A 470-nucleotide genomic window follows, 5' to 3' on the forward strand; every position below is an offset into this window, starting at 1 on the left:
TTACCGGCAAAGTTCCCGCCGATGCCGCCGCCGGTGCTCATGCCTGCGCTCTGATGCTGCACCTCATATTCCGCATGATTCTCTGTGTCGCTGAACCCCAGCGTCCCGGTGTCGAGCCGGTTCTTATCGGCGGTGGCAGTGGAACTGATAACCGCGCCGTTCAGCTGTGTGTGCTCACCCACGGTCACGTCAAAGCCGCCCTGACCCGCATAAATCCCGGTCTGTTCGGCCACGCTCTGCCAGTTGCTGTGCATCTTATCCCGGCTCACGTTCACGCTCGCCGACCCGGTCATGGAGCCGAACGTGAAGCTGCCGCCCGCGCTGGCGCTCTGTTGCTTGCTGTCGTAGCGGTCGCTGTCCTGCTCCGAGGTCAGCGTCAGGTTGCGGCCCGCATCCACCTTCACGCTGTTGCCGTTTGCCTGCGCGCCCGTGAGCGTCGTGTCGCGCCCGCTGGTCAGGCTGAGCCGGTT

At 64.5% G+C, this 470-nt stretch carries 1 protein-coding gene; it reads right to left on the bottom strand.

Features of this window, described 5'->3' with window-relative positions; genetic code table 11:
- Positions 1-470: hemagglutinin repeat-containing protein (locus HFD92_RS21545; protein WP_167429677.1), on the bottom strand; the 470-nt coding region annotated here is incomplete at both ends.

The organism is Pantoea sp. EKM101V (genome assembly GCF_011800325.1).
Taxonomy (GTDB): Bacteria; Pseudomonadota; Gammaproteobacteria; order Enterobacterales; family Enterobacteriaceae; genus Pantoea; species Pantoea anthophila.